Consider the following 24,457-nt stretch of genomic DNA (forward strand, 5'->3'; position numbering starts at 1 on the left):
TGAACGTAGGACTCTCGCGCGTGTCCTACGCTCAGAACGCGCGTGTCCTACGTTCAGGTACCCCGAGTTCAACGCTCAGAACACGACGCGGGCGGCCGAGACCGGGCGTTCCGCCACCGCGAACGTCCCCGCGGACGACGTGTTCACGCTCCACCGGTACCGGCTGAACTCGCCGGTCGCGTCGGACGCGTAGAACATCATGTGCCCGTAACCCGCGCCGTCCGTCGCCGCGGTGGCGTTGAAGATCCGGTTGTCCGGGTACCGGAAGTAGTTGCCCACCCCGTACACGCCGTGCGGCTCGGACGTGCAGTCGACGACCTCCACCGCGTACTGCGTCTCACCGCGGAAGTTCAGCCCGCGGTTCGGCGCGGTGTAGACGCCCTTGACCGAACGCACCATCACCACGTGACCGGTGTTGGTGTCCTGGTCGTTGCGGTAGTCGACGGCGACCAGGTCACCCGGACGAAGGTCAGCCACCCTGGTGACGCGCTCGAAGTGCGGGATCTCCCGCTCCGCGAACGCCGCCCGGTAGTCCCGCGCGAACGGGCTCGCCACGCCGAAGTGGGCGCTGAAGAACCCCGAAGTCGCCCACTTGTACGTGCGCTTCAGCACTGCGGTCAGGAACGACGCGCACTGGCTCTGGTTGACCCACCCGGACGCGTCACCGGGCGAGCCCCACCGGACCACGTTCGGCTGGTCCGGCTCCTTGTAGGTGTTGTTCGCCAACGGGCACGTCGGCAACGACAGGTAGCCGACCAGTTGCTCGGCTTCCAGCAGGTGCGGTGTGGACGGCCGGTGTGGACGCGGCGTCCGGGCCGACGCGGCGGTCGTCCCGAGGGGCGCGGTCGCCGGTGCGGCGACGGCGGTTCCCCCGGAGAACGATCTGCGCGACAGGTCCATCGTGCGACTCCCCCTTCGATGCGGGCCCGCATACCGTAGTCGAAGGGGGTGGGCCGCACGTGGCGGTTCAGCGCGCGTAGACCAGCAGAACGGTCGTCAGCACGGTGCAGAGGGCGAGCATCGTGGCGAGCCCGGTCATCGCCGCGCCGGCCGACGATGTACTGAAGTTAACTGAACCTCAGTGCTTGAGAGCAGTGCGGTGTACCTGCCTGACAAGGCCCTGATGAAAGAGTAGGGTGCGATGACTTTTCCTCCAGTTGTGTACGTTTCGCGCTTGAGCTGTCGCGCTGAAGTTCACTGAAGGGCGCGCGGACGTGGTCGTTGCGGATGACTCCCACTTGCTGGCGCACCGCCTTCGGGCGCTGCGTGAAGAGCAGTGGCCCGACGTGACGATCACACAGAGTGATCTTGCACAAGCGTTCAGTGCCGAGAAGCCCGCCAGCGTGCCTCTGCTGTCGTCGTGGGAGAGCCGCAGCAAGCCCAAGACGCCGCCGCTGCACCGCCTCGCCTCCTACGCCACGTTCTTCGCCACCAAGCGCTCCGTCGCCACCCGCCCCTACCGGATGATCCCGGTCGAGGAGCTGACCCCCGACGAACTGCGGAACCGCGAAGAGCTGCTGCGCGAACTGGCCGACCTGCGCGCCGCCGTCGAACGCGAGGACGGCACGACCACCGCCCAGGACCGCGCCGACCGCGGCTTCTGGTACTTCGACGACCGGCACGACATCACGATCGTCGTCGCCCAGCTCCCGGCCGACATGCGGGCGAAGATGCCCTACTCGGACCCCACCCAGCCGGACTACGTCGAGCTGTACACCTGCGCCGACCTCGACGCCCTGATCGAGCTGCACGGCCACATCCGCGCGCTCAACCCGCGCAGCCAGGTCAACTTCCGCATCGCCTCCGACCTGGCCCCCGACGACTACACCACGCACCTCGTGCTGCTCGGCGGCGTCGACTGGAACCTCGTCACCCGCGAACTGCTCGACCGCGTCGACCTCCCGATCACGCAGGTCGCCCGGCACGACGAGGCCGAAGCCGGCGGTTTCGTCGTCCGCGACCGCGACGGGGGCGAACGCCTCTTCGCACCGAAACTCGCCAACCACCGCGGCCACGAGGTCCTGCTCGAGGACGTCGGCCACTTCTACCGCGGCACCAACCCGTTCAACCACAAGCGGACGGTGACGATCTGCAACGGCCAGTACGGCAGGGGCACCCTCGGTGTCGTACGGGCTCTGACGGACAGCAGGTTCCGCGACCGCAACGGGGCATACCTCGAGCAGCGGTTTCCGGGCTCGGCCTCGTACAGCGTCCTCGCCAGGGTGCAAGTGGTGAACGGCCAGGTCGTGACACCGGACTGGAACCTGTTCGAATCCCGCCTGCATGAGTGGCCCGTTGAGCCGTAGTGAAACCGGCTGGGTGGACCTGCATGGCTAAAGACCGCAAAAATCGGGGCTCCTTTCGGTCGGATTGGTCCGTTCGTCTGCCAGGCTGGTGCGCTTGAGCGGCGAATGCGGACTGGGCGCTACGCTGGGCATGTCGACTGGAGAGAAGCGTCTGGGACATGTCGAAGAAGCGTGAGCCCGTCGAAGGCACCAAGATCGTCAACGACGTGATGGCTCCGAGCGGGATGGTGGTGCAAGCGGGCTCGGTGACGGGCGACGTGCACATCCACCATGCGGATTCCGGAAGCACGTTCGTGCCGCGTGAGTTGCCCTCAGCGGTCTACGGGTTCACCGACCGCGCCGAGCAGTTGGCGGAAATGGATCTGGTGCTGACGTCCGCCGATGAGCCCACGACGTCCGCCGCAGTGGTCATCTCGGCCATCTCCGGCACTGCGGGTGTGGGCAAGACCGCGTTCGTGACGTACTGGGCGAATCGCGTGAAAGACCGCTTTCCGGATGGTCAGCTGTACGTCAACCTCCACGGTTGGGGGCCGCAAGGACCACTCGCTGCCGCTGAGGCGCTGGCCGGCTTCCTGCGGTCGCTCGGGCTGAGCAACGACCAGATCCCGCACAACATCGATGAGCGTGCCGCGCGTTTTCGGAGCCTGGTGGCGGGTCGTCGCATGCTGATCGTCCTCGACAACGCCCGTGATGCGGGGCAGATCCGTCCTTTGCTGCCTGGAACCTCATCCTGCGTCGTGTTGGTGACCAGCCGCGATTCCCTTCCTGGCCTCGTCTCCCGGGACGGTGCGCGGCGGATAAACCTCGACCTGCTTCCGCAGACTCAAGCGGTATCGCTGCTACGCATGCTGATCGGCCCTCGCGTCGATGCCGAGTTGGCTGCGGCCGAGGCCCTGGTGAGCCACTGCGCGCGATTGCCTCTGGCACTGCGGATCGTCGCCGAACTCGCGGTCTCCACGGACGTCCCGCTGAGCGAGTTGGTCCGCGATCTGGAGAACGAGGAAAGCCGGCTCGATTTGCTAGAAGCGGGTGATGACCCGTACACAGCCGTCCGGGCAGTTCTCTCCTGGTCGTATCGGAACCTCGATCTTGCTGAGGCTCGCGCCTTCCGCCTGCTTGGCCTGCACCCTGGCCGCGATTTCGACGAGAACAGCGCCGCGCAGCTGGCGGGCACATCGCCGGTGGAGGCCAGAAGGCTGCTCGGTGCCCTGGTTCGGGCGCACTTGGTCGAGCGTAGTCAAGCGGGGCGGTACCAGATGCACGACCTGCTCCGCGTTTACGCAGCAGACCTGGCGACGCAGGAGGAGTCCGCTGAATCGAAGCGGACGGCGTTGCTGAGGTTGTTCGACTACTTCCTTCGCGTCGCCGCTTCGGCCACGCAGATCGCCTTCCCTCAGGAGCAGCGCTACCTGCCAGACGCCCCCGCCGTCGAGCGGCATGATCCCGAGTTGCTCGACGACTACCAGGCCGCCAAGTGGTTGGAGGCGGAGCGGCCCACTCTGCTTGCGGTAGCCGTCCAGGCGGAGCGTTCACGACCGCCGGCGTATGCGGCCCTGATGTCCGCCATCCTGGCCCGATACCTCGACAGCCGGAGCCACTTCGACGACGCGGTGGCATTGCACACCGTTGCCGTGAGCGCGAGTCGTGAGGCAGGTGATCGTGAAGGCGAGGCGCGCGCGATTCAGAACCTTGGCACCATTTATCAGCGGCTTGGCCGCTACAACGATGCTTACGACAACCTGTCGAACGCAGTGTCCGTCGCGCGGCAGATCAACGACGTGGCGACAGAGGTTCTCGCTCTCGGTGAGCTGGGGCAGGTGGCCTGGCTCATGGGCCGTTACGATGAAGCTCTGGATTTTTTCGCCCCGGTCTTGGCTTTCCGGCAGCGGACAGATGATCCGACCGGGCTCGGTCGCGTGCTGAACAACATCGGTCTGGTCCTGATCAGGCTGGCGCGACACGAGGAAGCCCTGGGCAACCTGGAAAGTGCTCTCGCGCTGTTCCGGGAGACGAATGACCGTTTGCGGCAAGGTTACGCACTCAATGACATCGGGGTGCTGCTACAACGGATGGCGCGGTTCTCCGAAGCCTTCGGCTACCACTCCGAGGCCATGGTCATCGCACGCGCGGCCGGTGACCGTGCGCTGGAGGCTGCCGTGTTGAACGGACTTGGAGCGGCGCATCGGCAGACCGCAGAGTCCGACATCGCGCTTGAGTTGCACGCCCAGGCACTCTCGATCGGCATTGAAGTGGGCGACCGCTACGAGCAGGGGCAGGCGCACGAAGGTCTGGGTGACGCCCGTCTCGCCCTGGGGGACGAGGACGGTGCGCGGGACCACTGGCGGCTCGCACACACGATCTACCTGGAAAGTGGTGCTCATGAAGCCGACTCCGTGGCCGAGCGGCTGAGGTCGCTGGGTGGCTGACGACACAGCGGATCGTTGATCGAAACCGAGTCGGTTCGGGGTGCACCACACCACGCCGAAACGTGGTCGCGTGCCTGACGCTCCCATGTGGCGGAACGCTCAGCCCACGGCGCGCGCCGGCGATTAGGCTCGCCTGCTGGGACGCAGACGGCAGGAGGCAGGGCATGACGAGCACCGATGGTCGGCAGAAGTGGCTGACCGTCGCCGAGGAGCTGGCCGCGGCGTTGCGGGTCGACGCGGCGGAGCGCGACCGGCGCGGTGCGGAGCCGGCGGCCGAGGTGGGGGCGTTGCGGCGGTCCGGGCTGCTCAAGATCGACGACTGGGCCACGCAGCAGGCCGTGACCAGGGTCGTCGGCGCGGCGGACGCCAACGTCGGCCACCTCCTCGGCTACCACTACCTGCAAGTGTGGCGCAGCGGTCTCTTCGACAACCCGAACTTCCAGGCCGGCGACAACGTGTTCTGGGCGGGCGTCAGCAACCCGCTGGACGCGGCGCTGGAACTGCGGCCGGTCGACGGCGGGTTCGAGGTCACGGGCCGCAAGACGTTCGCCACGGGCGCGTCGGTGGCCGACCGGCTCGTGGTCAGCGCCACCCACGCCGAGACCCAGGACAAGATCACCTTCACGCTCGACGCCAAGGCCGACGGCATCACCTACGCCGGCGACTGGGACAACATCGGCCAACGCCTCACCGCCAGCGGCGGCGTGGTGTTCGACCACGTGCGCGTGCCGTCCGACCAGGTCCTCGGCCCGCACGACGAGACCAGCCCGCGCCTCTCGCTCGCCGCCCTCGGCTTCCAGCTCGTGCTCGCCCAGCTGTACGTGGCGATGGCCGAAGGCGCGCTCGCCGAAGCCGCCCAGTACACCCGCACCACCACCCGCCCGTGGTTCCTCAGCGGCGTCGACAAGGCCACCGCCGACCCGTACGTCCTGGGCACGTACGGCGAACTGGTCGCCGACGCGCAGGCCGCCGGCTTCCTCGCCGACCACGCCTCGGACAAGCTGGACCAGGCCTCCCGCCGCGGCGCCGAGCTGACCCGGAACGAACGCGCCGAGACCGCCGCCGCCATCTCGTCGGCCAAGGTCGTCGCCACCAAGGTCGCGAACCAGACCACCAGCCGGGTGTTCGAGCTGTGCGGCGCGCGGGCCACCGCCGCCGGCTACGCCTTCGACCGGTTCTGGCGCAACGCCCGCACCCTCACCCTGCACGACCCCGTGTCGTACAAGGCACGCGAGGTCGGCGCGTACCACCTCACCGGCGAGCACGCGCCGTTCACCGGGTACAGCTGATGGAGCCGCTGCTCGCGCGCAGCGTGCGCCTCGAAGACGACGGCGTGCACGTGCTGGACCGGCGGAACTTCCCGTTCGAGCGGACCTGGGTGCGCTGCGGCACGGTCGCCGAGGTCGCCAAGGCCATCGAGGACATGGTCACCCAGTCCTCCGGCCCCTACTTCGCCGCGCTGTGGGGCATGGTGCTGGCCGCCCGCGAAGCCCGCGGCCTGCCCCGTGACGAGGCCCGCGCCCACCTCGACCAGGCCGGGCAGCTCCTGATCGCGACCCGCCGCACCAACAACCACCTGCGCAAGGCCGTGGCCGCCGTGCTGGCGGGCGTCGACGCGAACGACGACCTCGAAGCCGGTGCCCTGGCCGGCGCGCAGGCGGGGGACGAGCGCTACCGGGGCCGCAGCCGCAGCCTCGGCAGGCACACCGCCGCACTGCTGCCGGACGACGGCGCCGTGCTCACGCACTGCTGGGCCGACCTCTACCTGACCGAAACCGTCACCGCTGCCCAAGCGATGGGCAAGCGTTTGCGGTTCCTCTGCACGGAGACCCGCCCGTACCTCCAGGGCGCCCGCCTGACCGCGGAGACGCTGGGGGAGATGGGCGTGGACACGACCCTCATCACCGACGGCATGGGCGCGGCCGTCATGTCGACCGGTGACGTGGACGTGCTGCTGACCGCCGCCGACCGCGTCACCATGGACGGGCACGTGGTCAACAAGGTCGGCACGCTCGGCCTCGCGGTCGCCGCGCACGCGTTCGACGTGCCGTTCCTGGCCATGGTGCAGGCGCCGGACCGGCAGGCGCCCACGTCCGCCGACGTGCCGATCGAGTACCGGCCCGGTGACGAGGTGCTGCACACGCTCGGCCGCCGCACGGCCACCGACCGGGCCCGGGGCCTGTACCCGGCGTTCGACGTGACGCCGCCGCGGTTCGTGACGACGGTGGTGACCGACCGCGGTGCGTACGCTCCGGACGGGTTGGCCGATTACTACGTTGGGGACGTTCATGACTAAGTGGGTCGTGCTGGACATCGAAGGCACGCTCAGCGCCACCGACCAGGTCCTGGTCACGTTGTACGACTACGCCCGGCCGCGGCTGGGGCCGTGGATCGACGCGCACGGCGACGACCCGGCCGTCGCCGAGGCCGTGGCGCAGATCCGCGAACTGTCCGGAGTGGACGGTGGCACGGACGAGCTGGTGCGCGTGCTGCACGGCTGGATGGACGCCGACCAGAAGGTCACGCCGCTGAAGACGTTGCAGGGCTTGATCTGGCAGCGCGGGTACGCCGAGGGCGACCTGGTGGCCGAGTTCTTCCCGGACGTCGTCCCCGCCCTGCGCAAGTGGCACGCCGAGGGCACGAAGCTGGCGGTGTTCTCCTCCGGCTCGGTGGCCGGTCAGGTGGCGTTCTTCGCGCACACCGCGGACGGCGACCTCACGTCGTTGTTCGAGTTCCACTTCGACACCGTGAACGCGGGCCCGAAGCGCGAGGCCGCGTCGTACCTCAAGATCGCCTCCGTGCTCGGGTCGGGCGACATCACGTTCTACTCCGACGTCCCCGCCGAGCTGCACGCCGCCGCCGAGGCGGGCTGGCAGACGGTCGGCGTGGCGCGCCCCGGCGAGCCGTACGGCGACGCGGACTTCGGTCCGCACCGCAAGGTCGACGCCCTGTGACGCCCGGCGAGGCGCTGGCCGCCGAGTGCGCCCGCTACACCGCGATGGGCTGGATGCGCGGCACGTCGGGCAACCTCTCCGTGGTCGTCGACCGCGACCCGCTGCGGCTCGCGGTGACCGTCAGCGGCAAGGACAAGGGCGAGCTGACGCCGGACGACGTGGTGCTCGTCGACGCCGAGGGCCGCACGGACGACCCGGTGCGCGTGCCGTCGGCCGAAGCGGGCCTGCACGGGCGGATCGCGGCGGTGTCCGGCGCGGGCGCGGTGGTCCACGTGCACGCCCTCGCGCCCGTCGTCGCGGCCGAGCACTGGCCGGACGGCGTCGAGCTGCACGACCTGGAGATGCTCAAGGGCTTCGGCCGCCAGGCGCACGAGTCCGTCGTCATCCCGGTGGTGCCGAACAGCCAGGACATGCGGGTGCTCGGCGACGCGTTCGAGGCCGGCTTCCGCAAGGACGTGCCGGCCTTGATTGTCGCCCGCCACGGGGTGTACGTGTGGGGTGACGACCTCTACCAGGCGCGGCACCGGCTGGAGTGCTTGGAGTGGCTGTTGCGCTTCAAGGCCGAGATTCACAGGAGGTAGGCGCGATGACGTTGCTGACCGTGTGGTCGGACACCGACCCGGAGACCGCTCTGGTGCGCACCGCCGACCCCGCCGAGATCGCGGTGGAGCTGAAGCAGCTGGGCGTCCGCTACGAGCAGTGGCCGGTCGTACCGGGTGTGACCAGGGAGAACGCCCTGGAGGTGTACGCCGAGCAGGTCGCCCGCGTCACCGAGACCGAGGGCTACATCCTGGTCGACGCGATGGAGATGACCCCGTCGGACGACCCGGAGTGGCTGGCGTCGGCCGGGCAGGCGCGGCTGAAGTTCCTGGCCGAGCACACCCACGACGACGACGAGGACCGGTTCTTCGCGCGCGGCTCCGGCGTGTTCTACCTGCACGTCAAGGAGCGGGTGTACGCGGTGCTGTGCGAGGCGGGCGACCTGCTGAGCGTGCCCGAGAACACCACGCACTGGTTCGACATGGGCACCCGGCCGGACTACGTGTCGATCCGGTTCTTCCACGACGACGACGGCTGGGTCGGCAACTTCACCGGCAGCGAGATCGCCAAGGCGTTCCCGACGTTCGACACGCTCATGGCGGGTCACCGAGCGAGCTGAGCTCGGCGGCGAGGTTCGCCTTGGCGCGGGCCTCCCACCGCGCACGCGCGTGCGGCGTGACGTACAGCGGGTCCCGTCGGGCCAACGTGCGCAGGACGTTCGCGCGACCGACCCGCCAGGCGTCGTCCGGCACGTGCGCGTACTCGGCGCGCACGGCCGTGCGGTAGCGCTCGTAGGCGGCCGGGTCCGAGCCGAGGACGGCCAGGTCGGCGTCCAGGAGCAGGCACGTGAGCGGGTCGTCCGACGCGTGGTCCGCGGTGGCCAGCACGAGATCGGCCACCGCGTCGGCCTCCGGCAGGCCGGCGAGCCGTTCACGGGCCCACTCGGCGCTGCGCCGCTCGTCCTCGCCCGGCACGCCGTCGTAGATCACGTCGTGCACCAGGGCAGCGAGCGTGAGCACAGCGCGCTCGCGTGCCGTGCGGTCGGCGGCCAGCACGTTCACGTCCCGGACGACCGCCAACACGTGGTCGGCGTTGTGGTAGCCCCGGTGCGGTTCGGCGTACCGGTCGGCCAGGTCGCCGGGCCCCTGCGTGCCGCCCAGCCCGCGGACCGCATCACGCCACCGCGCCTCCAGCTCACTCATCCGGCAACCTCACCGTGAAAGCCGCACCACCCTCGGGCGCGGGACCGGCCTCGATCGTGCCACCCAACCGGGTCACCAGGCCGTGCACCAGGGCGAGCCCGACACCCGTGCCGACCGGCCGCGACCGCTCGTACTTCGCGTGCAACGCGCCCTTCCGGAACGCCACCCGGTAGTCCTCCTCGGACAGCCCCGGACCGCCGTCACGCACCTGGAGCACGTCGTGCAGCGCCAACACCACCGGCCGACCGGCGGGCGTGAGGCGCAACGCGTTCTCCAGCAACCCGTCCAGCACCTGCCGCAGCCGCCGTGCGTCCGTCGTCCGCACGGTCGGCTCCACCGGCGCCTCCAGCCGGAACTCGACCCCCTTGGCCGCGCACCGCGCCCGCCACACCCCGGCGGCGGCCGTGACGACCTCGGTCAGGTCGACCGGGGCGAGGTCGACGCGGAAGTCGTCCGCACCCAGCCTCGCCAGGTCCAACAGGTCCGTGACCAGCCGGTCGAGCCGGTGCGCTTCCGCGGAGATGGTGCGGCCGACCGACGGCACCTCGGGCCCGGACACCACGCCGTCGGCCAGCGACTCGGCGAACCCGGTCACCGCGGTCAACGGCGTGCGCAGCTCGTGCGAGACCGACAGCAGGAACTCCCGCTGCCTGGCCTCGCTGCGCGCCAACGCGTCGGCCAACCCGTTCACCGCGCCACCGACCTCGGCGACCTCCGCCGGCCCGTGCTCGGGCGCCCGCAGGTCACGCCGACCGCCGCTCATGGTGCGCGCGACCGCCGCCGTCTGCCGCAACGGGCGCGCGACCAGCTTGCCGAGCAGCAACCCGGCCACCGCCGCCACCAGCAACCCGACGCCCAGCGCGAACGTGATGTTGCGCAGCAGCTTGCGCCCCGGCCCGTTGCCGATCCCCGTCTCCTGCACCAGCGCGACACCGTCGCGCACCTCGACCAGCCGCGTGCCGGCGAGCCCGGACCTGACCTTCGCCTCGCGCACCGCGCGCACGGCCTGCGGATCACCGGCCAGCCCGCCGTCCGGCCCGATCAGCACCACCGCGATGCCCTGCCCGCGCAACACCTCGACCACCCGCAGCCGCCCCGCCCGACCCACGTCCAGCTGCCCGGCCACCACGTCGGCCTGGTCCGCCAACGCCTCGCGGCTCACCTCGCGTGCCGCGGTGAGCACCAGCCGTGCCGACACCAACCCGGCCACCACGACCGCGACACCGGCCACGGCCAGGCACAACGCGGTGATCCGGAACGCCAGGCTGGTCCGGGTCCTCACGGCGCCTCGGCCGAGTAGCCGACACCGCGCACGGTCCTGATCGGACTGCGCCCGCCGAGCTTCGCCCGCAGCTGCGCCACGTGCACGTCCACCGTCCGCGTGCCCGCCGCCGCCGCGTAACCCCACACCGCGCTCAACAACTGCTCCCGCTCGAACACCCGCCCGGGGTGCCGCATCAGGTGCGCCAGCAGCTCGAACTCCGTCGACGTCAACGCCACCTCGGCGTCGCCCGCCCACACCCGCCGCCGGTCGCCGTCCAGCTTCACGTCGCCGACCACGTGCACCGGGTTGACCTGCGGCGTTCCCCGGCGCAGCACGGTGCGCACCCGGGCCACCAGCTCACGCGGGCTGAACGGCTTGGTCACGTAGTCGTCCGCGCCGAGCTCCAACCCGAGCACCCGGTCCACCTCGTCGTCCCGCGCGGTCACGAACAGCACCGGCGTCCAGTCACCCGCCGCGCGCAACGCCCGGCACACCTCGACCCCGTCCATCCTGGGCAGGCCGACGTCCAGCAGCACCGCCACCGGCCGCAACCGCCGCACCGCCGCCAACGCCGCGTGCCCGTCCGCCTCCACGTGCACCCCGAACCCGTCGCGCCGCAGGTAGAGGCAGATCAGGTCGGCGATGGCCCGTTCGTCCTCCACGACCAGCACGAGTCCCTGCACGCCGCGAATCGTGGCACGGCGCCGGTGGCGATCAGGGTCGCGAGAGTGTTCGGGTTCGGTAAAGGCCGCCGGCATCCCCGCCACGGGGGAGATCCAGGCATTCCACGTGAGCTTGGCATAACGAATCGGTCTCGAGGTGCATCACGCGAACGGGTTAACGCGATAGAGCAGCGACGGAGCAGCCTGATCCGCCGAACGCCACCTCGAGCCATGTGGAGACCCCCATGCGCACGACAAGTCGCACCCTGTTCGGAGCAGTCCCGTTGCTTGCCGTGATCGCGGCCGGTCTACTCGCCACCGGCGCGTCCGCTCAGCCGAACCAGGACCCACCCCGGTCCGGTGACGACCGCGCGACCGCCGTCACCGGGAACATCGACATCGACCAGCAGGGCAACGCCTGCGCCGCCGTGGGCCTGCCGGGCGCCGAGGCGACCCTGTCCGGTGGGTTCACCAGCGACGGCACCTACATCGACATCACGGCCGCCCCGTCCGGCTTCGTGATCACCGGCGTCGTCGTCAAGGGCGGCAACGCCTACAACGTCTACCCGGCGCTCGGTCCGCTCCCGTGGCCCGACCTGCACTCACCGCTGAACGAGAGCGACACCCCGGCGACCATCAGCCACTGGTTCGTCTGCTTGACCCCGGTCACCACCACCACCACGACAACGACCACCACCACATCGACCACCACCGCCGCCACAACGACCACCACCGCCGGCACGACCACCACCACTCCAAGCACGACCACCACCACCACCCCGGCCGCGACCACCACGACCACCGCGATCCCCACGACGACCACCACCACGACCCCGGCCGGCGTGGTCGTGGCCAGGACCACGACCACCACGACCAAGGCAGCCGCCGCCGCGGTCGTCCCCGGCTCGAACAACGGTCTGGCCAGCACCGGCTTCGACGGCTGGTGGCTGATCGTCGCCGGCCTGTCACTCCTCGCCATCGGCGCTGCGTTCCTCGCCTCGCCCCAACTCCGCAAGCTCCTCCGTCGGTGAAACAGCCGCTACCGACCGTCAACATCACCGACTCATAACGAATCGACGCCAACCCGCTTCATCTGAATGGGCTACCTCGATAGAGGGGTGGCCGGTGTAGTTCGATCCCCCGGTCAGCCCTCGAACCCCCGCGGAGCAGCACCATGCGCAGAACCACCCGCCGCCTTTTCGGAGCAGCCGCACTGCTCGCCCTGAGCACCACCGGTCTGCTGGGCGGCACCGCCTCGGCCACGCCCGACGTGCCCCTTGACGCGGGCGACGACCGTGCCGTCGTGGCCGGGGGCAACGTCGACATCGGCCAGCCGGGCAACGCCTGCGAGGTCGCCGGTCTGCCCGGCGAGGAGATGGTCATGCCGGCGGGCTCCTTCACCGTCGACGGCGTCCACATCACCATCACCGCGAACCCCGAGGGCTACCTCCTCACCGGTGTCGTGGTGAAGGGCAGCAGCGCCTACAACGTCTACGCCGCCGACAAGCTCGGCGACCTGGCCTGGGAAGACCTGCACCCGCCGATCAACTCCAGCGGCGGCCCCGCGGGCATCAGCCACTGGTTCGTCTGCGCCGAGAAGGACGCCTCGGTCACCACGACCCCGTCCACCCCGGCGACCACCACCGACGTCACCCCCACGACCACCACCGAGGCGGTCGCCCCGACCACCACGGACTCGGTCGCGGCCACGCCGACCACCACCTCCGCGCCCGCCATGGCGGACGGCGCCAACGACGGCAACCTGGCCAACACGGGCTACGACGGCGGCTGGCTGCTGTTCGTGGGCCTGGCCCTGGTCGCCGCCGGCGCCGCCTTCGTCGCCTCACCAAAGCTCCGCAGCCTCCTGCGCCGCTAACCCCACCCTCGCCTTAAACCCAGAGGGCCGCCCCGCACACCTGGGAGCGGCCCTCTGCCACATCCGCCCCTCGCACCCTCGCATCAACCCCTTCGCGAGTTTCACAGCGACGCAAACCCGCACCCCGCGAGGTCGCGTCGATCGTTCGCGTCCTCATTCCCGGCGATCACGCTTTTCGATCGTCGGGAATCAGGGCGCGAACGGTCGACTTCCAGGCGACCTCGCCGCCGTCTGCGGCGCAGCGGCCATTCAACACTGTGACCTGCGCTACCTCACTTGATCCAGGGGATGGCCCAGCGCAGACCCCCGGAACGCCGCCGTCTACGATCCGATGAGCCGGCGGCGCCACCCACCGGCGAAGCCAGAACCAGACAGTGCAGGAGGCACCGTGACGGCCGTAGCCCCGCAGCCGATCGCGACGCGGCCCTTCGGGACTCGCGACGCGGTCAAGGGTTCGTTCCTGCTGCGGATGTTCCGCACCACGGACCACAAGCAGATCGGGATCATGTACCTGGTCACGTCGTTCGCCTTCTTCATGGTGGGCGGCGCGATGGCCATGCTGATGCGGACCGAGCTGGCGCGCCCGGGCATGCAGTTCCTGTCCCAGGAGCAGTTCAACCAGCTGTTCACCATGCACGGCACGGTGATGTTGCTGCTCTACGCGACGCCCATCGTGTTCGGTTTCGCCAACTTCATCCTGCCGCTGCAGATCGGTTCGCCGGACGTCGCGTTCCCGCGGCTCAACGCCTTCTCGTACTGGCTGTACCTGTTCGGCGGCCTGATCGTGATGGCGGGCTTCCTCACGCCGGGTGGCGCGGCCGACTTCGGCTGGTTCGCCTACACCCCGCTGTCGAACGCCATCCACTCGCCCGGCGTCGGTGCCGACCTGTGGATCTCCGGCCTGATCGTCGGTGGTCTGGGCACCATCCTCGGCGCGGTCAACATGATCACCACCGTGGTCTGCCTGCGGGCGCCCGGCATGACCATGTTCCGGATGCCGATCTTCACCTGGAACATCCTGGTGACGTCGGTGCTGGTGCTGCTGGCGTTCCCGATCCTGACCGCCGCGCTGTTCGGCCTGCTGGCGGACCGCCACCTGGGCGCCCACGTGTTCGACCCCGCCAACGGCGGCGTGATCCTGTGGCAGCACCTGTTCTGGTTCTTCGGCCACCCCGAGGTCTACATCGTCGCGCTGCCGTTCTTCGGCATCGTCAGCGAGATCTTCCCGGTGTTCAGCCGCAAACCGATCTTCGGCTACAACGGCCTGGTCTACGCGACGCTGGGCATCGCGGCGCTGTCCGTGGCCGTGTGGGCGCACCACATGTACGCCACCGGCGCGGTGCTGCTGCCGTTCTTCGCGTTCATGACGTTCCTGATCGCGGTGCCGACCGGCATCAAGTTCTTCAACTGGATCGGCACGATGTGGAAGGGACAGTTGACGTTCGAGACCCCGATGCTGTTCAGCATCGGCTTCATCGTCACGTTCCTCTTCGGCGGCCTGTCCGGCATCCTGCTGGCCGCGCCGGCGATCGACTTCCACGTCTCCGACACGTACTTCGTCGTCGCGCACTTCCACTACGTGCTGTACGGCACGATCGTGTTCGCCACGTTCGCGGGCATCTACTTCTGGTTCCCGAAGATCACCGGCCGGATGATGGACGAGCCGCTGGGCAAGCTCCACTTCTGGACCACGTTCCTCGGCTTCCACGCCACGTTCTTGGTGCAGCACTGGCTGGGCAACGAGGGCATGCCGCGCCGGTACGCGGACTACCTGCCCAGCGACGGCTTCACCACGCTGAACATGATCTCGACGATCGGCGCGTACATCCTGGGCGCGTCCACGCTGCCGTTCATCTGGAACATCTTCAAGTCCTACCGGTACGGCGAGACCGTGAAGGTGGACGACCCGTGGGGCTTCGGCAACTCGCTGGAGTGGGCGACGTCGTGCCCGCCGCCGCGGCACAACTTCACCGAGCTGCCGCGCATCCGCTCGGCGCGCCCGGCGTTCGAGCTGCACTACCCGCACATGATCGAGCGGCTGCACAGCGAGGCGCACGTGACGTTCACCGGCAAGGCCATCGCCCACGAGGACGCGAAGCCCGCGCCTTCCGAACTGGCCGCGTCGGCTGTGCAATCGGGCACAGCCTCGGAGCACACCGAGAGCGACCACAAGTAACGCTTGTAACCTGAGTTCAGGTTCAACGGCGAGCCCCGACGACCGTCCTGGTCTTCGGGGCTCGCCGCTGTCTGGCATAGGAGCCATCAGTGACCAAGCCCAGCGCCACGCCCGTCCTGATCACGGTCACCGGACCGGACAAGCCGGGGGTCTCCTCCGTGCTCTTCGCGGTGCTGACCAGGCACGGCGTGGAGATCCTCGACGTCGAGCAGGTCGTCATCCGCGGCCGGTTGGTGCTCGGCGTGCTCGTCGCCGCCGACCGTGACCCGGAGGGGTTGCAGGAGGCCGTCGAGCAGGCCATGGCGACGGTGTCGATGCACGTCGAGGTGGAGATCGGCGCGGACTCGAAGCGGACCGCGCGGCTGGAGTCCAGCCACGTGCTGATCGTGCTCGGCCGCCCGGTCACGGCCCGCGCGTTCACCGAGGTGGCCCGCCGGCTGGCGTCGCTCGGCGTGAACATCGACGCGATCCGCGGCGTCGCCGACTACCCCGTCACCGGCCTTGAGCTGCGCGTTTCCGTGGCCGACGACACGCCGGAGAGCGACGCGCAGCTCCGGTCGGCGCTGGCCGAGGTGGCGGTGCGCGGCGGGCTGGACATCGCGGTGGAACGGGCCGGGCTGACCCGCCGGGCGAAGCGGCTGGTGGTGTTCGACGTCGACTCCACGCTTATCCAGGGCGAGGTGATCGAGATGCTGGCCGCGCACGTCGGGGTGGAGCCGCAGGTCAAGGAGATCACCGACGCGGCGATGCGCGGGGAGCTGGACTTCACCGAGTCGCTGCGGCGGCGGGTGGCGCTGCTGGAGGGCCTGGACGAGGCCGTGCTGGACGAGGTCGCGGTGTCGCTGGAGCTGACGCCGGGCGCGCGCACGACGATCCGGACGTTGAAGCGGCTCGGGTTCCGCTGCGGCGTGGTGTCCGGTGGCTTCACGCGCGTGATCCAGCGGCTGGTGGACGAGCTGGGCCTGGACTTCTGCTCGGCCAACGAGCTGGAGATCGTGGACGGCAAGCTGACCGGCCGGGTGCTCGGCGAGGTGGTGGACCGGGCGGGCAAGGCGGTGGCACTGCGGCGGTTCGCCGACGAGCAGGGCGTCACGCTGGCGCAGACCGTGGCCGTGGGAGACGGCGCGAACGACATCGACATGCTCGGCGCGGCCGGGTTGGGCATCGCGTTCAACGCCAAGCCCGCGTTGCGCGAGGTGGCGGACACGGCGCTGTCGCACCCGTTCCTGGACGCCGTGCTGTTCGTGCTCGGCGTGACGCGCGCGGAGGTGGAGGCCGCGGACGCGGCGGACGGTCTGGAGCTGAACCGGCTGTGAACCCGATCCTGCGGATGCTGGTGGACCGGCACTACGCGACCGACGAGGAAGACCCGGAGTCGGTGCGGGCGATGCCGGTGGTGCTGCGGATCGAGCGGTCCGCGCCACCGTCCCGGACGGACGTGCTGGAGGCCGCGGCGGCCGCCGCCATCGCGGTGTGCCTGGACGACCGCGCGCTGCCGGGCGGCGAGTGGCACGACGAGCTGGTGGCGTGGGTGCGCGGGCGGATCCGGAAGGTGACGCGGCGGGCACGGGGCGCGCACTGGGAGGCCGTGCAGTCGTTGCCGGGCGTGACGATCACGGTCGGCAGCGCGTCGGTGCGGGCGTTCGTGCCGGGGCGGGTGGTCGACCTGCCCAAGGAGCTGAGCAGGTTGCAGATCTCGGGCAGCGAGCTGCCGCCCGACACCCCCGGCCCGATCCCCGCCGGGGCGTGGGAGCTGTGGCTGAACCCGCGGGTCGAGATGACGGCGGGCAAGGCGGCGGCGCAGGTGGGGCACGCGTCGATGCTGCTCGCGCCGCACCTGTCCGACGCCGAGCTGAAGGAGTGGGCGGCGCTGGACTACCGGTGTGCCGTGCGGACGCCGTCCGCGGCCGACTGGGACGCGCTGGTGGCGCGGCCGGACGTCGTGCTGGTGCGGGACGCCGGGTACACCGAGGTCGCGCCGGGCACCGCCACGGTGGCCGTGCACCGACGTTTCGGGTGACCGTTTTGCGGTAACCATCCCCGGCGTGGGCCTGTTGGACGTGCTCGATGCGAAGCTCGGTGACGGGCTGGAGAGCTTGCTGTGCGCACACCACTCCAGACGGTTGCGCAAACTCGGGTGGGGCTCGGCCTTCGGTTCGGCGACGGGCTGGTGGACGCCGCGGCGGCCGGTGCGGGACGGCAACTTGGTCGAGGTGCTGGTCGACGGGCACGAGGTGCTGCCCGCCATCGCGTCGGCGATCGCGTCGGCGCGCGAGTCCGTCCACGTGGCCGGGTGGTGTGCCAGCCCGGAGTTCCGGCTGACCCGTGAACCGGGTTCGCCGACGTTGCGCGAGGTGCTGGCGTCGGCCGCGTCCCGGGTGCCGGTGCGCGTGCTGCTGTGGGCGGGACCGCCGGTGCCGATGTTCGAGCCGACCCGCAAGCGCGTGCTGGCGGCGCAGCGCGAGTTCACCCGCGACAGCGCGGTGCGGTGCGAGATCGACGCGCGGGAGCGGACGCTGCACTGCCACCACGAGAAGATCGTCGTGGTGGACGGCGAGGTGGCGTTCGTCGGCGGCATGGACCTGACCGCGGTCGAAGGCGACCGCCACGACACCGCCGAGCACCCTCCTCGTGAACCGCTGGGCTGGCACGACATCGGGACCCGCCTGCGCGGGCCGATCGTCGCGGACGTGGCCGACCACTTCCGGCAGCGCTGGCAGGAGATCTCCGGCGAACGGCTGCCCCCGGCCACCCCGCCACCTCCCGCCGGCTCGTCCTCGGCGCAGCTCGTGCGGACGATCCCGGAGCGGACCTACGACTTCGCGCGGACCGGCGAGTTCAGCCTGCTCGACTCGTACCTCCGCGCGCTGCGCTCAGCGGAGAACCTGATCTACCTCGAGAACCAGTTCCTGTGGTCACCGGAGATCACCGAAGTCCTGCTCTCGAAGCTGCGCAACCCGCCTCATCCGGACTTCCGCGTGGTCCTGGTCCTGCCGCGCAAGCCGAGCAACGGCGCGGACACCACCCGTGGCCAGCTGGGCCGCCTGCTGGACGCCGACGACGGCCACCACCGACTGGTCGCCGCCACGCTGTCCTCGCACGACGGCGTGACGTCCTCGTCGGTCTACGTGCACGCCAAACTGGCCATCGTGGACGACCGCTGGCTGAGCATCGGCTCGGCCAACCTGAACGAGCACTCGCTGTTCAACGACACCGAGGTCAACGTCGTCACCGACGACCCGACCGTCGCCCGCGACACCCGCCTGCGCCTCTGGTCGGAACACCTGCAACGCCCGCTGTCCGACGTCGCGGCTCCCGCCCACGACGTCGTGGACCACCTCTGGCGCCCCACCCTGACCGCCTCGGGCAAGCACCGCCTCACCGCCCTCCCGGGCGTCTCCCGCCGCGCCGGCCGCCTCCAAGGCCCCCTCCGCGGCCTCCTCGTCGACGGCTGACCCCCGCGCGTGTCGTCCCTTCAGACCGCGCGTGTCCTACGTTCACGTCACGCGTGTCCTACGTTCAGAACGCGCGTGTCCTACGTTCAGAACGTGTGAATTCAACACTCAGAACACGCGACGTGCGGAAACGCGGTCAGTTGTTCGCCGCGTCGAGGCGCTTGAGCGCCGCACGCACGACCTCCGGGTCGTACGTCGTCCAGAACGGCGGCAGCGAGGCACGAAGGAACCCGCCGTAACGGGCCGTCGCCAACCGCGGGTCGAGCACGGCGACCACGCCCTTGTCGTTCATCGAACGCAGCAGCCGCCCCGCACCCTGCGCCAGCAACAGCGCCGCGTGCGTCGCCGCCACGGTGAGGAAACCGTTGCCGCCACGCGATTCCACCGCCTTCTGCCGCGCCGACGCCAACGGGTCGTCCGGCCGCGGGAACGGGATGCGGTCCATCACGACCAGCGACAGCGCCGGCCCCGGCACGTCCACGCCCTGCCACAACGACAAAGTGCCGAACAGGCACGTCTGCGCGTCCTCGGCGAACCGCTTCACCAACTGCCCCGTGGCGTCGTCGCCCTGGCACAGCACGGGGTAGTCCACCTTGCCCCGCAACGCCTCCGCCGCCGCCTTCGCCGCGCGCATCGACGAGAACAGCCCCAACGTGCGCCCGCCCGCCGCGTTCACGAGGCTCTCGATCTCGTCCACATAGGACGGTGGCAGCCCGTCGCGTCCCGGCGGCGGCAGGTGCCGCGCCACGTACAGGATGCCGGCGCTGCCGTGCGAGAACGGCGAGCCGACGTCCAGCCCGCTCCACCGCGGCCCGCTCGTGTCCGACGGCGGCTCCTTGTCCGTCGCCGTGCCCTCCGCCTTCTTCGCGCCGGACGCCGCAGGCAGCCCCCACTGCCGCGCCAACGTGTCGAACGTGCCGCCCAACGTCAACGTCGCCGACGTCAGCACCGTGGTCCGCTTCCCGAACAGCCGCTCCCGCAGCAACCCGCCGACACCCAACGGCGCGACCCGCAACGACGGCGCCTTGTTGCGGTCCGCGAAGTCACCGGACACCCAGACCACGTCGTGGTCCTCGTCGAACGCCTCCAGGATCCGCGTGGCGCAGTCGTGCACGTCGTCCAGCAGCGAGAGCGCCAGCTTGCGGGACGTCGCGCCGTCCACGTCCTCCTTGCGCTCGGGCCCCAACGACGTGATGCACGCGTGCGCCGCGTCCTTGGTCGCCCGCAACGCGCCGGCCAACGCCTGCGGCAGGCTGTCCAGCCGACCGACCGGCAGCTCCTCCAGGATCATCGCCAGCCCGTCGCTCGCCTCGGCCATCCGGTCGGCCACGTTCTGGTCGATCAGCCGCCCGCAGCGCCGCGCGGCCGTGGCGACCAGGGACGCGCTCAGCTCCTCCGTCGCCACCGACGTGACGCGGTCGACCAGGTCGTGCGCCTCGTCGATCACCACCACGTCGTGGTCCGGCAGGACCTGGTAGCCCTCCAGGGCGTCCACGGCGAGCATCGCGTGGTTGGTCACCACGACGTCCGCCTTGCCCGCCTCGGCCCGTGCCTTCTCGGCGAAGCAGTCGACGCCGATCGGGCACTTGTTCACGCCGAGGCACTCGCGCGCCGTCACGGAGACCTGGCGCCACGCCTGGTCCGTGACGCCGGGCACGAGCTCGTCCCGGTCACCGGTCTCGGTGTCGGACGACCACTCGTGCAGGCGTTTGATCTCGCGACCCATCTTGGACACCGCGAACGGGTCGAACAGGCCCGCGTCCTCCGGCTCGTCCGGCGCACCGGTGTGCAGCCGGTGCATGCACAGGTAGTTGCGCCGGCCCTTGAGGATCGCGAACCGCGGCTCGCGCCCCAGCTCCTTGCGCAACGCCTTGGCCAGCCGGGGCAGGTCGCGGTCGACGAGCTGGCGCTGCAGCGCGATGGTGGCGGTGGAGATGACGACCGTCGTCTCCTCGGCCACGGCGTGCCGCAGCGCGGGCACCAGGTAGGCCAGGGACTTGCCGGTGCCGGTGCCCGCCTGCACGGCCAGGTGCTCGCCGGTCCGGATCGACCGCTCGACGGCCTCGGCCATGTCGACCTGGCCCTGGCGTTCGGCTCCGCCCACCGCTTCCACGGCGACGGCGAGCAACGTCCTGGTGTCGGGGATCGCGGTGGTGGCGGGCACGGCGAAGACCGTACCCGCCCACCCCGTCAACGCGGGCCGGGACTCTCTCCGGTCACTTGCGGTCGACCAGGGCCCAGGCCGCGGGCAGGAGACCGGCGGCCAGGGCGATCTTCAGCGCGTCACCGAGCAGGAACGGCGTCACGCCCAGCTGCAGCGCCTTGCCGAACCCCACCCCCGCCGCGGCCATCAGCCACGGCACGCCGCACGCGTAGATCGCCAGGTTGCCGACCGCCATCGTGCCGACGGTCCGCAACGGCGTCCGGTCACCACCCCGGGCGGCCAGGTGGCCGACCAGCGCGCCGGCGAACACGAACCCGACCACGTAGCCGAGCGACGCGGGCGTGCCCGACGAGCCGCCCTGGAACCACGGCACACCGGCCACGCCGGCGATCAGGTAGAGCACCATCGACGCGCCACCGCGCTGCCACCCGAGGGCCGCGCCCACCAGCAGGGCGGCGAACGTCTGGCCGGTGAGCGGCACGGGGCTGCCCGGCACCGGCAACGCGACCTGGGCGGCCAGGCCGGTCAGCCCGGCGCCCGCGACGACCAGGGCGATGTCACGCGCGAGAGCGCCCGGGACCAGGTCGGCGAGCACCGCGCGACGGCCGGGAACGGCGAGGACGGACACGTGGGACCTCCCAGAGGATCGACTTCACCGCGAGGTTAACCGGCGATCACTCGTTCGGTCTTTGTCGAAGCTCTACAAAGTTGGCCATCTCACGCGCGACGCGTCACCGGTCCGACACCTCCGAACGAGCCGCTTCCTCGATCGGGGATCGCCCGATAGGGCTGCTTGGTGGACATCGGATCGGCGTACCGCGAACCACATCCCCGGATCGAGTGACAACGAGACGTGAATTCGGACGGTAGACCCACGGTCAGTGGGCGTGATTGGGCGGTTCGAGTGGCCGTCGTCCCTCTTTACGGTCAGTAACCCTTAATCCCACGGAGGGAACGCCGATAGGGGCAATCGACCGGACGTTTCGAGAGAAAGGAGCTTCATGCGTGTGCGAATGACGCGCCGCGCCGCGGTGGCCGCACTGGTCGCCGTCGCGGCGCTGGTCGTCGGTGCCGCACCGGCCTCGGCGGCGCCGGGCGACGCCTCGGCCGACGGCGCACGGCTCGACCTGTCGCTGCCGGGCCGTGCCGCGGTGTCGGCCGGCCCGTTCGCCGCCGCCGACGCGAACGGCGTCACGGCCGCCACGTTCGCGGGCGTGGACGTGCCGGACGTGCTGCGGACCGGCGTGCTCGACGCGTCCGCGTCGCGCGACGACAAGACCGGCGGCGTCGGCTCCCGGGCGAGCACCGCCGACGTCCGGCTCGACCTGCTCTCGACGGTGACCGGCGGCGTGTCCGCGGACCTGGTCGAAGCCCGGTGCGCCGCCACGCAGAAAGGCGTGACGGGCAAGGCCGAGCTCGTCGGGCTGGACCTCGGCAGGCTCGGCGACCTCGGTGCCGAACCCGCGCCCAACACCACGATCGAGGTCGACCGCCTCGGCGTGGACATCGCGGAGGTCGTGTTCAACGAGCAGCTCCGCAACGCCGACGGCAGCCTCACCGTGAACGCCGTCCACGTGACCCTGATCGGCGGCTCGGCCGGCGCCGGTGACCTGGTGCTGTCGTCCGCCACCTGCGGTCCGGCCGGGCTGCCCATCCCGACGGCGTCCGGCGAGGGGCTGTGGATCGGGCTCGGCCTGCTCACCCTGTTCGGCGTGCCCGTCGGCGCCTCGGCGCTGCGCCGCCGGCACGAACTCGCGGCGGTCTGAGCCGTGCACGACGTTCCCGGCAGCGGTGACGCGGTCGGCACGGGACTCGGCTCGTCGGCGGCGACCGGCGCCGGAGCCGCGTGGTGGGTGGTGGCCGGTGCGGTGCCCCTGGTGGCCGGCCTCGCCCTGACCCGCGCGGCTCGCAGGCGACGAGCGGCGGCCGACGAGTAGCGCGCGTGCGCCCCGGCCACGCGCTCACCCCCAGTCGCGCGGCCGGGGCGCCGCACCCACGCGGAGCCTCGCACCGACCCCAGCCCAACTCTCGGACCCCCAGCCGAACCTTCGGACCCCGGCCGAACCCGGGACCCGAACCCAGGACCCCGATCCCCGAACCCCGAACCCAGGACCTCCGACCGACATCGCAGTGAAGGGCGCAAGGTGAAGGAAGTCGTGCTGCTCGCGGGCACCAGACCCGAAGCGGTGAAGATCGCGCCGGTGGCGCTGGCGCTCGGCGACCACCCGGTGCTCCGGCCCGTGATCGTCCACAGTGGACAGCGCAACGGCATGGTCGAGCAGGCGTTGAGCGCGTTCGGCCTGCGCGTGGACGTCGAGCTGGACGTGCCGCGGGCCATCGGCGACCAGGCCGAGCTGCCGGCCCGCCTGGTCGCGGAGTTCGACCGGCTGCTGCGCCGGCGTGACCCGGCCGTCGTCCTCGTGCAGGGCGACACGACCACCGCGCTGGCCGGCGCGCTCGCCGCGTTCTGGCGCGGCATCCCGGTGGCGCACCTCGAAGCCGGCCTGCGCACCGGCGACCTCGCCGGGCCGTTCCCCCAGGCGGGCACTCGGCAGATGATCGCCCGGATCGCCACCCTGCACCTCGCGCCGACCGACGACGACGCCGCCGCGCTCGTCCGTGAGGGCATGGCCGACCGCCGGATCGTGGTCACCGGCAACACCGTGGTCGACGCCGTGCAGCGCGTCGCCGCCGCCGACCTGCCCGCGCGCGACCCCGACCTCGCGCTGCTGGAACGCGTGCTCGACGAGCGCTCACAACGACTGGTGCTGGTCACCGTGCACCGGCGCGAGTCGTGGGGCAGACCGCTGGCACGCGTGCTGCACGCCGTGCGGACCATCGCCGACCGGCACGCCGACGTGCGCGTGCTGCTGCCCGTGCACCCGAACCCGCGGGTGCGCGCGGCGGCACGTGCGCTGCTCGGCGGGCACGAGCGGATCGTGGTGACGGAGCCGTTGGACTACTCCGACCTCGTGCGCGCGCTGCGCCGGTCCGCGCTGGTGCTCACCGACTCCGGCGGCATCCAGGAGGAGGCGCCCACGTTCGGCGTGCCCGTGCTGGTGCTGCGCGACACGACCGAGCGGGTGTCGGCGGTGGAGGCGGGTGGCGCGTGGCTGGTCGGCACCGACCCGATCCGGATCGTCGCCGAGGCGGGCTGGGTGCTCGGCGCGCGGCTGCGGCTGCCGCTGGGGCGCAACCCGTTCGGCGACGGCCGTGCGGCGGCCCGGGTGCGTGCCGCGTTGGAGCGACTCGTCGGTCTGCCGAGTGATTTCTCCAGCGCGCCGCTGCCGGTGCGCATCCCGTGCTGACGAAACCCCCGGTTTTCATCACTCGACCAGGTACGGATTTTTCCTCTTGCGGGTGATGTGCGCGCGAGATCGTCGGGTCGCGTCCGCCGGAGTTCGATAGTCCTCTCGTCCGTGAACAGCAGAA

The 24,457-nt window shown here is 70.8% G+C and carries 22 protein-coding genes; 16 read left to right on the plus strand and 6 right to left on the minus strand.

Annotated features, from left to right (window positions below; genetic code table 11):
• Positions 1 to 75: 75 nt before the first annotated feature.
• The gene (locus ADK67_RS15145) at positions 76 to 900 is read right to left on the minus strand and encodes a hypothetical protein (protein WP_053717076.1); all 825 of its coding nucleotides are present in this window, start codon (positions 898 to 900) and stop codon (positions 76 to 78) included.
• A gap of 443 nt (positions 901 to 1,343) precedes the next feature.
• On the opposite strand from ADK67_RS15145, the gene ADK67_RS15150 reads away from it, so the two are divergent.
• The 7 genes from ADK67_RS15150 (at position 1,344) to ADK67_RS15180 (ending at position 8,845) form a co-directional block, all read left to right on the plus strand.
• Complete coding sequence (locus ADK67_RS15150; RefSeq protein ID WP_231648193.1) at positions 1,344 to 2,306, plus strand: XRE family transcriptional regulator; 963 nt, start codon at positions 1,344 to 1,346, stop codon at positions 2,304 to 2,306.
• A 158-nt stretch (positions 2,307 to 2,464) separates the two neighbouring features.
• Positions 2,465 to 4,732: an ATP-binding protein gene (locus ADK67_RS15155; protein WP_053717078.1), complete on the plus strand. Its 2,268-nt coding sequence runs from the start codon at positions 2,465 to 2,467 to the stop codon at positions 4,730 to 4,732.
• A gap of 164 nt (positions 4,733 to 4,896) precedes the next feature.
• Positions 4,897 to 6,021 carry an acyl-CoA dehydrogenase family protein gene (locus tag ADK67_RS15160; protein ID WP_053717079.1) on the plus strand — a complete coding sequence of 375 codons (1,125 nt, stop codon included), beginning with the start codon at positions 4,897 to 4,899 and terminating at the stop codon, positions 6,019 to 6,021.
• Entirely contained in the window at positions 6,021 to 7,028 is a 1,008-nt protein-coding gene (locus ADK67_RS15165) for a s-methyl-5-thioribose-1-phosphate isomerase (protein WP_053717080.1), read from the plus strand. Before ADK67_RS15160 ends, ADK67_RS15165 begins: the two co-directional genes overlap by 1 nt.
• A complete protein-coding gene (mtnC, locus tag ADK67_RS15170) occupies positions 7,021 to 7,686 on the plus strand; it encodes an acireductone synthase (protein ID WP_053717081.1) in 666 nt (221 codons plus the stop codon). The genes ADK67_RS15165 and mtnC overlap by 8 nt, the downstream gene beginning before the upstream one ends.
• Entirely contained in the window at positions 7,683 to 8,267 is a 585-nt protein-coding gene (gene mtnB / locus ADK67_RS15175; RefSeq protein ID WP_082403496.1) for a methylthioribulose 1-phosphate dehydratase, read from the plus strand. The genes mtnC and mtnB overlap by 4 nt, the downstream gene beginning before the upstream one ends.
• A 5-nt stretch (positions 8,268 to 8,272) precedes the next feature.
• Positions 8,273 to 8,845, plus strand: a complete 573-nt coding sequence (locus ADK67_RS15180; protein WP_053717082.1) for a 1,2-dihydroxy-3-keto-5-methylthiopentene dioxygenase — start codon at positions 8,273 to 8,275, stop codon at positions 8,843 to 8,845.
• Here ADK67_RS15180 and ADK67_RS15185 read toward each other — a convergent pair.
• From ADK67_RS15185 to ADK67_RS15195, 3 genes are read right to left on the minus strand one after another with little or no spacing between them, the layout of a single operon-like run.
• Positions 8,820 to 9,428 carry an HD domain-containing protein gene (locus ADK67_RS15185; RefSeq protein WP_053717083.1) on the minus strand — a complete coding sequence of 203 codons (609 nt, stop codon included), beginning with the start codon at positions 9,426 to 9,428 and terminating at the stop codon, positions 8,820 to 8,822. The two genes, ADK67_RS15180 and ADK67_RS15185, sit on opposite strands and share 26 nt — an antisense overlap.
• Positions 9,421 to 10,710 carry a HAMP domain-containing sensor histidine kinase gene (locus ADK67_RS15190; protein WP_053717084.1) on the minus strand — a complete coding sequence of 430 codons (1,290 nt, stop codon included), beginning with the start codon at positions 10,708 to 10,710 and terminating at the stop codon, positions 9,421 to 9,423. The genes ADK67_RS15185 and ADK67_RS15190 overlap by 8 nt, the downstream gene beginning before the upstream one ends.
• Positions 10,707 to 11,375 carry a response regulator transcription factor gene (locus ADK67_RS15195; RefSeq protein ID WP_231648194.1) on the minus strand — a complete coding sequence of 223 codons (669 nt, stop codon included), beginning with the start codon at positions 11,373 to 11,375 and terminating at the stop codon, positions 10,707 to 10,709. The genes ADK67_RS15190 and ADK67_RS15195 overlap by 4 nt, the downstream gene beginning before the upstream one ends.
• A 224-nt stretch (positions 11,376 to 11,599) precedes the next feature.
• Between ADK67_RS15195 and ADK67_RS50935 the strand changes: the two genes are divergently transcribed.
• The 6 genes from ADK67_RS50935 (at position 11,600) to ADK67_RS15225 (ending at position 18,861) form a co-directional block, all read left to right on the plus strand.
• Positions 11,600 to 12,385: a hypothetical protein gene (locus ADK67_RS50935; RefSeq protein ID WP_157620411.1), complete on the plus strand. Its 786-nt coding sequence runs from the start codon at positions 11,600 to 11,602 to the stop codon at positions 12,383 to 12,385.
• 143 nt (positions 12,386 to 12,528) lie between these two features.
• Positions 12,529 to 13,230, plus strand: a complete 702-nt coding sequence (locus ADK67_RS15205) for a hypothetical protein (protein WP_053717086.1) — start codon at positions 12,529 to 12,531, stop codon at positions 13,228 to 13,230.
• A gap of 388 nt (positions 13,231 to 13,618) precedes the next feature.
• Positions 13,619 to 15,406 (plus strand): aa3-type cytochrome oxidase subunit I, encoded by a 1,788-nt coding sequence (gene ctaD, locus ADK67_RS15210; protein WP_053717087.1) that lies wholly within the window; start codon positions 13,619 to 13,621, stop codon positions 15,404 to 15,406.
• An 89-nt stretch (positions 15,407 to 15,495) separates the two neighbouring features.
• Positions 15,496 to 16,722: a phosphoserine phosphatase SerB gene (serB, locus tag ADK67_RS15215; RefSeq protein ID WP_053717088.1), complete on the plus strand. Its 1,227-nt coding sequence runs from the start codon at positions 15,496 to 15,498 to the stop codon at positions 16,720 to 16,722.
• A gap of 14 nt (positions 16,723 to 16,736) precedes the next feature.
• Positions 16,737 to 17,426, plus strand: a complete 690-nt coding sequence (locus ADK67_RS15220) for a peptidyl-tRNA hydrolase (protein ID WP_082403503.1) — start codon at positions 16,737 to 16,739, stop codon at positions 17,424 to 17,426.
• A gap of 25 nt (positions 17,427 to 17,451) precedes the next feature.
• Positions 17,452 to 18,861, plus strand: coding sequence for a phospholipase D-like domain-containing protein (locus tag ADK67_RS15225; RefSeq protein ID WP_082403499.1), 1,410 nt, complete (start codon positions 17,452 to 17,454; stop codon positions 18,859 to 18,861).
• 136 nt (positions 18,862 to 18,997) lie between these two features.
• Here ADK67_RS15225 and ADK67_RS15230 read toward each other — a convergent pair whose 3' ends face one another.
• Together ADK67_RS15230 and ADK67_RS15235 are read right to left on the minus strand one after the other, a co-directional pair.
• Positions 18,998 to 21,025, minus strand: a complete 2,028-nt coding sequence (locus tag ADK67_RS15230; protein WP_053717090.1) for an ATP-dependent DNA helicase — start codon at positions 21,023 to 21,025, stop codon at positions 18,998 to 19,000.
• 52 nt (positions 21,026 to 21,077) lie between these two features.
• Positions 21,078 to 21,653 (minus strand): biotin transporter BioY, encoded by a 576-nt coding sequence (locus ADK67_RS15235; protein WP_053717091.1) that lies wholly within the window; start codon positions 21,651 to 21,653, stop codon positions 21,078 to 21,080.
• A 373-nt stretch (positions 21,654 to 22,026) separates the two neighbouring features.
• Here ADK67_RS15235 and ADK67_RS15240 point away from each other — a divergent pair, with 373 nt between their 5' ends.
• The 3 genes from ADK67_RS15240 to wecB all read left to right on the plus strand — a co-directional run bounded on the left by ADK67_RS15240 (position 22,027) and on the right by wecB (position 24,333).
• Positions 22,027 to 22,791: a choice-of-anchor P family protein gene (locus ADK67_RS15240; RefSeq protein ID WP_053717092.1), complete on the plus strand. Its 765-nt coding sequence runs from the start codon at positions 22,027 to 22,029 to the stop codon at positions 22,789 to 22,791.
• 3 nt (positions 22,792 to 22,794) lie between these two features.
• Positions 22,795 to 22,962, plus strand: a complete 168-nt coding sequence (locus ADK67_RS15245; protein WP_053717093.1) for a hypothetical protein — start codon at positions 22,795 to 22,797, stop codon at positions 22,960 to 22,962.
• Positions 22,963 to 23,169: 207 nt separating this feature from the next.
• Positions 23,170 to 24,333 (plus strand): non-hydrolyzing UDP-N-acetylglucosamine 2-epimerase, encoded by a 1,164-nt coding sequence (wecB, locus tag ADK67_RS15250; RefSeq protein WP_053717094.1) that lies wholly within the window; start codon positions 23,170 to 23,172, stop codon positions 24,331 to 24,333.
• Positions 24,334 to 24,457: the final 124 nt, after the last annotated feature.

This window comes from Saccharothrix sp. NRRL B-16348, assembly GCF_001280085.1.
Taxonomy (GTDB): domain Bacteria; phylum Actinomycetota; class Actinomycetes; order Mycobacteriales; family Pseudonocardiaceae; genus Actinosynnema.